Origin of the sequence: Elioraea sp. Yellowstone (genome assembly GCF_006704265.1) — a bacterium.
Taxonomy (GTDB): Bacteria; Pseudomonadota; Alphaproteobacteria; order Acetobacterales; family Acetobacteraceae; genus Elioraea.
The window spans coordinates 1-8,829 of record NZ_VIKA01000131.1; the positions used below are offsets into that span (position 1 = coordinate 1).

12 protein-coding genes are annotated in these 8,829 nt (G+C 72.9%); 6 read left to right on the forward strand and 6 right to left on the reverse strand.

Features of this window, described 5'->3' with window-relative positions; all coding sequences use genetic code 11:
* Window positions 1–172 precede the first annotated feature (172 nt).
* Window positions 173–484 (reverse strand): rod-binding protein, encoded by a 312-nt coding sequence (locus FK498_RS15000; protein ID WP_141855916.1) that lies wholly within the window; start codon window positions 482–484, stop codon window positions 173–175.
* Between the two features lie 2 nt (window positions 485–486).
* Window positions 487–1,602, reverse strand: coding sequence for a flagellar basal body P-ring protein FlgI (locus FK498_RS15005; protein WP_141855918.1), 1,116 nt, complete (start codon window positions 1,600–1,602; stop codon window positions 487–489).
* A gap of 187 nt (window positions 1,603–1,789) precedes the next feature.
* Between FK498_RS15005 and FK498_RS19385 the strand changes: the two genes are divergently transcribed.
* Both FK498_RS19385 and dksA read left to right on the forward strand, forming a co-directional pair.
* Entirely contained in the window at window positions 1,790–2,227 is a 438-nt protein-coding gene (locus FK498_RS19385) for a flagellar assembly protein FliX (protein WP_161988435.1), read from the forward strand.
* A 135-nt stretch (window positions 2,228–2,362) separates the two neighbouring features.
* Entirely contained in the window at window positions 2,363–2,779 is a 417-nt protein-coding gene (gene dksA, locus FK498_RS15015; RefSeq protein WP_141855922.1) for an RNA polymerase-binding protein DksA, read from the forward strand.
* 189 nt (window positions 2,780–2,968) lie between these two features.
* Here dksA and flgH read toward each other — a convergent pair whose 3' ends face one another.
* From flgH to flgF, 4 genes are all read right to left on the reverse strand, one after another.
* Window positions 2,969–3,706: a flagellar basal body L-ring protein FlgH gene (gene flgH, locus FK498_RS15020; protein ID WP_141855924.1), complete on the reverse strand. Its 738-nt coding sequence runs from the start codon at window positions 3,704–3,706 to the stop codon at window positions 2,969–2,971.
* Window positions 3,703–4,683: a flagellar basal body P-ring formation chaperone FlgA gene (flgA, locus tag FK498_RS15025; RefSeq protein ID WP_141855926.1), complete on the reverse strand. Its 981-nt coding sequence runs from the start codon at window positions 4,681–4,683 to the stop codon at window positions 3,703–3,705. The genes flgH and flgA overlap by 4 nt, the downstream gene beginning before the upstream one ends.
* An 8-nt stretch (window positions 4,684–4,691) precedes the next feature.
* Window positions 4,692–5,477, reverse strand: a complete 786-nt coding sequence (flgG, locus tag FK498_RS15030; RefSeq protein ID WP_141855928.1) for a flagellar basal-body rod protein FlgG — start codon at window positions 5,475–5,477, stop codon at window positions 4,692–4,694.
* Between the two features lie 101 nt (window positions 5,478–5,578).
* The gene (gene flgF, locus FK498_RS15035; protein ID WP_141855930.1) at window positions 5,579–6,319 is read right to left on the reverse strand and encodes a flagellar basal-body rod protein FlgF; all 741 of its coding nucleotides are present in this window, start codon (window positions 6,317–6,319) and stop codon (window positions 5,579–5,581) included.
* A 278-nt stretch (window positions 6,320–6,597) separates the two neighbouring features.
* On the opposite strand from flgF, the gene FK498_RS15040 reads away from it, so the two are divergent.
* The 4 genes from FK498_RS15040 to FK498_RS15055 all read left to right on the forward strand — a co-directional run.
* Window positions 6,598–7,104: a flagellar basal body-associated FliL family protein gene (locus tag FK498_RS15040; RefSeq protein WP_141855932.1), complete on the forward strand. Its 507-nt coding sequence runs from the start codon at window positions 6,598–6,600 to the stop codon at window positions 7,102–7,104.
* A complete protein-coding gene (gene fliM / locus FK498_RS15045; RefSeq protein ID WP_141855934.1) occupies window positions 7,101–8,180 on the forward strand; it encodes a flagellar motor switch protein FliM in 1,080 nt (359 codons plus the stop codon). Before FK498_RS15040 ends, fliM begins: the two co-directional genes overlap by 4 nt.
* Window positions 8,180–8,632: a DUF6468 domain-containing protein gene (locus tag FK498_RS15050; protein WP_141855936.1), complete on the forward strand. Its 453-nt coding sequence runs from the start codon at window positions 8,180–8,182 to the stop codon at window positions 8,630–8,632. The genes fliM and FK498_RS15050 overlap by 1 nt, the downstream gene beginning before the upstream one ends.
* On the forward strand, window positions 8,629–8,829 hold a 201-nt coding region (locus FK498_RS15055), incomplete at its 3' end, for a hypothetical protein (RefSeq protein ID WP_141855938.1). The genes FK498_RS15050 and FK498_RS15055, both read left to right, overlap by 4 nt.

Genomic DNA, 8,829 nt, shown 5'->3' on the forward strand with positions numbered 1-8,829 from the left:
GCGCGGGCGCCGGATCGGCGCGCGGTCGCCTCGGCGGCGACGAAAGCCTCGACCGCCGCGCGCTTCGGCTCCGCGAGCGCGGCGGCGGCGGCGAGATCGAGCGCGGCGAGCGCGCGGTTCTCGGCCTCGAGCAGGCCGGCCAGTCGCACGCCGGCACTGATCAGCGCGGGGATCATGCTCTCTGCTCCTGCATGGCCAGCATCTGGCGCATCACGGCATCGGCGATGCCGAGCCCGCCTCCCGCGGCGATGACGCGGGCGAACTCGTTGACCAGCATCGGCCGCCACATCTCCTCGGCCGTCCCGCCGCCGAAGGCCCCGCCCTTGCCGAGCCCCTCGAACATCGGCTGCAGGAGCGCGCCGAGCGCCATCGCCTCGAAGTCGCGTGCGGCCCTGGCGGCGGCCGCCTCGCTCCCCGGCGGGCGGGGGGCCGCGGGCGGGGCGGCGAGGCGCGGATCGGCGGCGGGCGGCAGGAGCGGCGGCATGGTCAGATCACCTCGAGTTCGGCCTGCAGCGCGCCCGCGGCCTTGATCGCCTGGAGGATCTGGATCATCTCGCGCGGGCCCACGCCGAGCGCATTCAGGCTGCTGACGAGGTCCTGCAGCGTGACATTGCCCGGCACCACGGCGAGGCGGCGCCCGCGCTCCTCCTCGATCTCGATCTCGGTGCGCGGCACAACCACGGTCTGGCCCTGGCCGAGCGGGTTGGGCTGGCTCACCTGCGGCGTCTCGGTGACGCGGATCGTCAGGTTGCCCTGGGCGATCGCCACCGTGCTGATGCGTACGTTCGCGCCCATCACGATGATCCCGTTCGCCTCGTCGATGACGACGCGCGCCACCTGGTCGGGCTGGATGCGCAGCTGCTCGATGTCGGTCAGGAAGCCCACCAGGTCGGCGGCGCGCGCGGGCGGCGGCGTGACGACCACGGTGCCCGGATCGGTCGGGGTGGCGACCTGGGCGCGCGCGAAGGCGTTGACGGCGGCGGCGATGCGGCGCGCGGTGGTGAGATCCGGGTTGCGCAGGCTGAGCCGGACCTCGCTCCGCTGGCCGAACGGGTAGCCGGTCTCGCGCTCGACGGTCGCGCCGTTGGCGATCCGGCCGGCGGTCGGCACGCCGCGCGTGACCGACTGGGCGCTGCCGCGCGCCGCGATCGCGCCGGTCGTGACCTGGCCCTGGGCCACCGCATAGACCTCGCCGTCAGCGCCGAGCAGGGGCGTGACCAGGAGGGTGCCCCCGCTGAGGTTGGTCGCATCGCCGAGAGCCGCCACCTGCACGTCGATCCGCGTGCCCTGTCGGGCGAAGCCGGGCAGCGCCGCGGTCACCATCACGGCGGCGACGTTCTTGGTATCGAGGCGCTGCTCCTGGTCGCGCGTGTTGACGCCGAGCCGCTCCAGCATGCCGATCAGGCTCTGGCGGGTGAACACGGCCGAGGAGAGCCGGTCGCCGGTGCCGTTCAGCCCGACCACCAGGCCGTAGCCGACGAGCTGGTTCTCGCGTACGCCCTCGACATCGGCGATGTCCTTGATCCGCACCTGCGCGCCCGCCGGGGAGAGGGCGGCGGAGAGCGCGGTCAGCAGGGCGGCGAGAAGGGCGAGACGCATCATCCGCGGGCTTCCGTTCGGTCGGCACGGCCTTCCTGGCCGCAACGATGGATTAGCGAACTCTGTGCCAGACACCATGCCGCGGATTGCCGCCGCCTCGGCCGGGGCGGCGCGGGCCGTTGCCCGGCAGGACTTGCCGGGTGCGCCAGTCCTGCCGGCCGGCGGACGGCCAGAGGAGGGAGAAAGGACGATGATGAAGATCGCAGGGTTCGCGCCCGCCCCGCTCTCGGTGCCGCGGCCGGCGCGTCCCTCGGGCGCGCGCGGCCGGTTCAGCGTCGCCACCGACCCGGCCGGCGAATCGGCCGAGGCGCGCGAGTCGGCCGCGCTCGATCCGGTCAGCATCGCGCCCTCGCTGCTCGCGCTGCAGGAGACGATCACGGCCGGCGAGCGCGATGCGCGCGCGCGCCGGCGGGCGGAGGGGATGCTGGAGGAGCTCGCCCAGCTCCAGCTCGGCCTGCTCTCGGGGCGGCTGCCGCGCGCCCGCCTCGAGTCGCTCGCCGCCCTCGCCAGCGAGCCCGAGATGGCCGCCGATCCGCGCCTTGCCGCCATCGCCGCCGAGATCGGCGTGCGCGCGGCCGTGGAGCTCGCCCGGCTGGATGCGATCGCCGCGGCCCGGCGGGCCGAATGAAACCGTTCTGTCTCAATGAGTTGACCGGCAAGCGTCGATCTTGGCGGCCCGGAGGGCGGTGGGTATAGTCCGCGCGCCTTCGACCCCCTTGGGTGTCAGTCGCGCGCGGGGGGTGAGCGCGCACAGGGACGAGCGATGATCGTGACACTGCCGCCGGACTACCGACCCTCCGACGACGAAGAGTTCATGAATCCCCTGCAGGTCGAGTACTTCCGGCGCAAGCTGCTGCGCTGGCGGGCCGACCTGCTGAAGGAAGCCGACGAGACCCTCACCAGCCTGCAGAACGGCGGGCTGCAGGAGCCGGATCTGACCGACCGCGCCTCGGCCGAGACCGACCGGGCGCTGGAGCTGCGCACGCGCGACCGCGCGCGCAAGCTGATCGGCAAGATCGACGCGGCGCTCGAGCGGATCGAGAACGGCACCTACGGCTACTGCGAGGAGACGGGCGAGCCGATCTCGCTGCGCCGGCTGGAGGCCCGCCCGATCGCGACGCTGTCGATCGAGGCGCAGGAGCGGCACGAGCGGATGGAGAAGACGCACCGCGACGACTGAGCGGCGCCGCGCGTCATCCCCCATCCGATCCCGGCGGCCGCCGCGCTCGAGGCGCCGCCGATGACCGACACTCCGAGGACGAGCCGAGGCGCATCCCTGATCCTCCCCGTCCCCGCCGATCATGGCACGGGACGGCGCATCGCCGGGCGCCGCTGGTGCCGGCGGGCGGTCCGCGGTGCGGCGCCGCGGTCAGAACGGCAGGATGATGTCGAGCAGCTGCTGGCCGTAGCGCGGCTGCTGGACGTCGCTGATGATCCCGCGCCCGCCATAGGCGATGCGTGCCTCCGCCATGCGGTCGTGCCGCACCGTGTTGTCCGAGCCGATGTCCTGCGTGCGCACCACGCCGTTGATCGAGAGCTCGCGCAGCTCGTTGTTCACCCGCACCTCCTGCTTGCCGGTCAGCACCAGGTTGCCGTTCGGCAGCACCTGCGTGACCACGGCGGCGACCCTGAGCGTCACCTGCTCGGTGCGCTGGATCTGGCCCGTGCCGGTCGATCCCCCGGTCGAGGAGGCGGTGACGAGATTCGCCGGGTTCACCGTGTTGGGCAGGATCCGGGTGATGCTCGACTCGAGCCCGAGCATCTGCGGCAGGCCGAGGTTCTCGCTGTTGTTGCGGCTTCGTGTCGAACGATTCTCGAGCTGCGCCTCGTCGCGGATCGAGACCAGGACCGTGACGATGTCGCCCACGTTGGAGGCGCGCTGGTCCTTGAAGAAGGCGCGTGCCCCCGGCCGCCAGAGCGAGTTGGCCGTGCGGTAGGGCACCTGCGGCGTCGGCATCGGCATCGAGACCGGCCGCCAGTCGGGCCGCGCGGTCGGATTCTCGATCTCCGAGAGCTGCGGCCCGCGGCCGATCTCGGACAGCCGCTGCGGCGCGTTGCAGGCGGCGAGCGTCAGGGCGGTGGCGAGCAGCAGGAGGCGGACGCTCATCGGATGGACTCCGCGCGGCGGTGGGAGGGACGGCGGTCGGCGGGACGCGAGACCGGCAGGCTGCCGGGGGCGACGCGCGCGCGGCCGGGACCGATCACGGTCGCCTCGACCACCGCGCGGCTGGCGATGTTGAGGATCTGCACCACGTCGCCGCGGCCGCCGTTGTCGAGCGCGCGGCCCTGCGCGGTGATGGCGAGGCCGGGCAGCTCGATCACCATCGTCACCGGGGCGTCCTTCACCACCAGCAGCCGGCCGCCGAGATCCGAGGCGCCGATCGGCGTTCCGGGGGGCACCGACCGGCGCAGCACCTGGCCGTCGAGCGCCGAAGGATCGCGCAGCGCATCCGCCGGCACGCGGTCGGGCGGAAGCTGCGCCATGCGCACATCGCCCGGGCCGACCGGCTCGCCGGCGACCAGGCGGCGCACCGCGACCGGCACCGCAACCAGGTCGATGACGCGCCCGGCGAGGCGCGTGCGCACCGGCGGCTCGCCCTCGACGATCGCGGCCAGGGTGGCCGCGAAGCGGCCCGAGGCGTGATCCCAGGCGAGATCCTCGACCACCAGCCGGGGGGCGGCGGCGATCGGCACGGTGGGCGGGACGAAGGCGGCGAGATCGATCCGCGCCGACGGGGTCTCGGCCGCGCCGGCGACGATCAGGGCCTCGCGCAGCGCCGCCTCGATCTCCGGGCGCGCGACCGGCCGGCCGGGCCGCTCGACCACCGTCGGCCCTCCGCCGGCGAGCGTGAGCCCGTGGTCGCGCGCGATCGCGGCAAGCTGCGCGACCGGCACGACGTAGCGCTGCCCCGGCGCGGGCGCCGGACCGAGCACGCGCCCGCCGCGCGGCCCGGCGTGCTCGAACAGGTCGACCAGCCGCACCTGCGGGGAATCGACCGTGACATGGGCGCGCGCGATCGCCTGCCCGACCGCCTCGGTCGGCAGCGCGACAAGCAGCGCGAGCGGAAGGAGGAAGCGCCGCATGGTCGACCTCACCGCAGCCGGGTCAGGGTGGAGAGCATCTCGTCGGAGGCGGTGATCACCTTGCTGTTCATCTCGTAGGCGCGCTGGGCGCTGATCAGCGAGGTGATCTCGGAGACCACGTTGACGTTCGAGGTCTCGATGAAGCCCTGCATGAGGTTGCCGAAGCCGGGACCGCCCGGCACGCCGACCTGCTCCTGGCCCGAGGCCGGGGTCTCGAGGAACAGGTTGTCGCCGATCGCCTCGAGCCCGCCCTCGTTGGCGAAGATCGCGATCGTGATCTGGCCGACATTCTGCGGCGCGATCTGGCCGTCGAGCTTGACCAGCACCTCGCCGTTGGCGTTGATCGTCACGTCGCGCGCGGCCTGCGGAATGATCACGCCGGGCAGCAGGCGGAACCCGTCGGCGGTGACGACCTCGCCCTGCGGGCTCAGCCCGAAGGTGCCGTCGCGGGTGTAGGCGAAGTCGCCGTTCGGCAGCTCGATGCGGAAGTAGCCCGGGCCGCGGATGGCGATGTCGAAGCGGTTGTCGGTCTGCTGCAGGTTGCCCTGCTCGTGGATGCGGTAGACGGCCGCGGTCTTGACGCCGAGGCCGAGCTGCACGCCGGCGGGCACGACGGTGCCGGTATCCGAGCTGGTCGAGCCGACCCGGCGCAGGTTCTGGTAGATCAGGTCCTGGAACTCGGCGCGCCGGCGCTTGAAGCCGGTGGTCGACATGTTGGCGATGTTGTTGGAGATCACCTCGACATTGGTCTGCTGGGCCAGCATGCCGGTGGCGGCGATGTGCAGGGATCGCATTCGTGCGCCCTCCTCTGTTCAGTGCGCTTCGCCGGCCCGAGGGCCAGCTGCGCTGTTCGCGGCGATGGGCAGGGATCGCATGGTCGTTCTCCTCCCGTCCGTCAGGCGCGGCGCCGCGTCAGCCGCTCGATCGCCTGCGCCTGGCGCTCGCCCTCGCGCTCGACGAACTGGGCGGCGAACTGGAACTCGCGCATCTGCGCCATCAGCAGGGTGAGCTCGACGACCGGCTGGACGTTCGACTCCTCCACCAGACCCTGCATCACCACCGGTGCGTCGACCGGAACCGGCGGCGCGTCGGCGGCGTAGAGGTTCGCGCCCTCGGCCTTGAGCGCCTGCGGGTCCTCGAAGCGAACCACCCGCAGCCGGCCGATCTCGCCTTCCTCGGTGCTGATGGTGCCGTCGGCGGCGATGCTGACCGGGCCCTGGTCCCGGGGGATCACGATCGCCTGCCCCTCCGCCGACTGCACGGGGAACCCGTCCGGGCCGACCAGCCGTCCGTCGGCGTCCAGCGTCAGCCGGCCGTTGCGGCTGTAGCGTTCGCCGCGGTTCGTGTCGAACACCAGGAACCCGTCCTCGGCGAGGGCCACGTCGAGCGGGTTGCCGGTCCGCTGCAGCGCGCCGACCGCCATCTCGCGATGCGTGCCGCGGTCCTGCACGAAGTGCACGCGCCGGCCGTCGATGGGCTGCTCGACCCGGCGCTGGGTGACGAGGTAGTCGCTGAACAGCATGCGCGAGGCCTTGAAGCCGGGCGTGTTGGCGTTGGCGATGTTGTGCGCCGTCATGTCCGTCTGCCGTTGCAGCGCGACCATGCGGGAGAGGGCGACGTAGCCGGTGGTGTCCATGGCGTGGCGGTCCGGGTCCGATGACGCGACCGGTCCCGCAAGCGCCGTGCCAGGCCGCGGGCGGCGCGATCCCGCGGCCGGATGCCGGGCCTCCGGCAGGTTCCGCATCCGGCCGGCAAACCCTGCCCGGCAAACCGCGCGCGACGGCCGGCCGGGCCGCTCCGTCCTCGCGGCGCTCGCCGGCCGCCCTTTCAAGCTTCCTTAACCGCGACCGCCGCACACACATGCCTGCGGGCGTCGCGGTGGCGTCCGCCTGTGGACCAGACGGAGCGTGCGCGATGGCCGGCAGCGCCGCGGTGGCGGAGGACGATGCGGCAGGCTCGGGCGAGGCCCCGCCGAAGGGCCGGCGTCGGCTGATCCTGCTCGCCGCACCGTTCCTCCTGGCCGGCACTGGCGCGGGGCTCTGGTTCAGCGGCGTGCTGCCCGACCTCCTCGGCCTCTCCGCGCCGGCGGAACCGCCGGCCGAGGTGAAGCCCGAGCCGGCGCTGTTCGCGATGCCGGACATCATCGTCAACCTGAACGTGCCGCCGGGCCGGCGCCCCTCCTACCTGAAGCTCGTCGCGCGCATCGAGATCGCCGACGGCCGCGACCTGCCGCAGATGGAGGCGGCGGTGCCCAGGCTGCGCGACCTCTTCACCACCTATCTGCGCGAACTGCGACCCGAAGAGCTGCGCGGGTCGCTCGGCATGCACCGGCTGCGCGAGGAGCTCACCGCCCGCGCGCGGGTCGCGGTGCATCCGGTGCAGGTCACCGACGTGCTGTTCGTCGAGATGCTCGTGCAATGAACGCGCCGGAGCAGAACGAGATCGACGAGGAGGCGCTCGCCGCATCCTGGGGCGCCGAGGTCGCCGGCGAGGACGGCGGACCACGCGAGGACCGCGCCGGGCCGGACGCGGCGCGGGTGCTCAACCAGGCCGAGATCGACAGCCTGCTCGGCTTCGACAGCGGCCCTGCCGCGGATGTCGAGCTCTCGGGCATCCAGAAGATCATCTCGTCGGGCCTCGTGACCTACGAGCGCCTGCCGATGCTCGAGATCGTGTTCGACCGCCTGGTGCGGATCATGAGCACGTCCTTGCGCAACTTCACCTCCGACAACGTCGAGGTGTCGATCGACAACATCGTCAGCCTGCGCTTCGGCGACTACCTGAACTCGATCCCGCTGCCGGCCATGCTGGCCGTGTTCAAGGCCGAGGAGTGGGACAACTACGGGCTGATGGTCGTCGATTCGGCGATGATCTACTCCATCGTCGACGTCCTGCTCGGCGGCCGGCGCGGCACCGCGCCGATGCGCATCGAGGGGCGGCCCTACACCACGATCGAGCGCACGCTGGTCGAGCGGATGATCCATCTGGTGCTGGCGGATCTCTCCCAGGCCTTCGATCCGCTCTGTCCGGTGAACTTCCGCTTCGAGCGGCTGGAGACCAATCCGCGCTTCGCCGTCGTCAGCCGGCTCTCCAACGCCGCGGTGCTCGCGAAGCTCAGGGTCGAGATGGAGGATCGCGGCGGAAGGCTCGAACTGTTGCTGCCCTATGCCACTCTCGAGCCGGTGCGCGAGATGCTGCTGCAGCAGTTCATGGGCGAGAAGTTCGGCCGCGACAGCATCTGGGAGACCCATCTCGCGGAGGAGCTCTGGGAGACCGAGGTCGAGCTCTCCGCCGTGATCGACGAGCACTGGGCGAGGCTGGCGGACGTGATGTCCTGGCGCGTCGGCAGCCGGATCACGCTGAACGCGACCGTCGACTCGCCGGTGAGCCTGCGCTGCGGCGGCGTGGCGCTGTTCCAGGGACGGATGGGCCGCCGCAACGGGCGCATGGCGGTCAGGATCGAGCGCGACGTGCCGCGCCGCGATGGGGAGCACTGATGATCACGCTTGTGCAATGGGGACTCGAGGCGCTGCTCCTCGTGCTGCTCGCCGCGACCCTCCTGTACGCGGTGCGGCTCGAGCGCCGGCTCGGCGTGCTCAGGCGCGACAACGCGGCACTCGAGGCGCTGGTCGCCGGCTTCAACGAGGCGACCGCGCGGGCCGAGGCCTCGACCGCGCGCCTGCGCGCCGCCGCCGAGGGCGCGGGCCAGCAGGTCGCGGCGCAGACCGAGGCGGCCGAACGGCTGAAGGGCGACCTCGTGTTCCTGATCGAGCGCGGCGAGGCGCTGGCCGACCGGCTCGATGCGCGGGTGCGCGACGCGCGCGCCCTCGCCAATGCGCCGGAGCCGCGCGCCGCCGCGCGCGCGATCGCCGAACCGCCGGCCGAGGCGCCGAAGCTGCGCAGCCAGGCCGAGCGCGACCTGATGCAGGCCTTGAGGCTCGCCCGATGAGCATGCTCCGCACGCGGTACGGCACGCCGCGCCTCCTTCCTTTCGTGATCGTCACGCTCGCCGCGCTGCTCGCGGTGAGGATCGCGGCGCTGGCGATCGGGATTCCGCTCGCGCCGGCGCCGGAGGGGGCGGTCGGGCTGCCGATCGTGCCGGCGGCCCTCGCCGCGCGCGGCGAGGAGCCCGCGGCCGCGCCACCC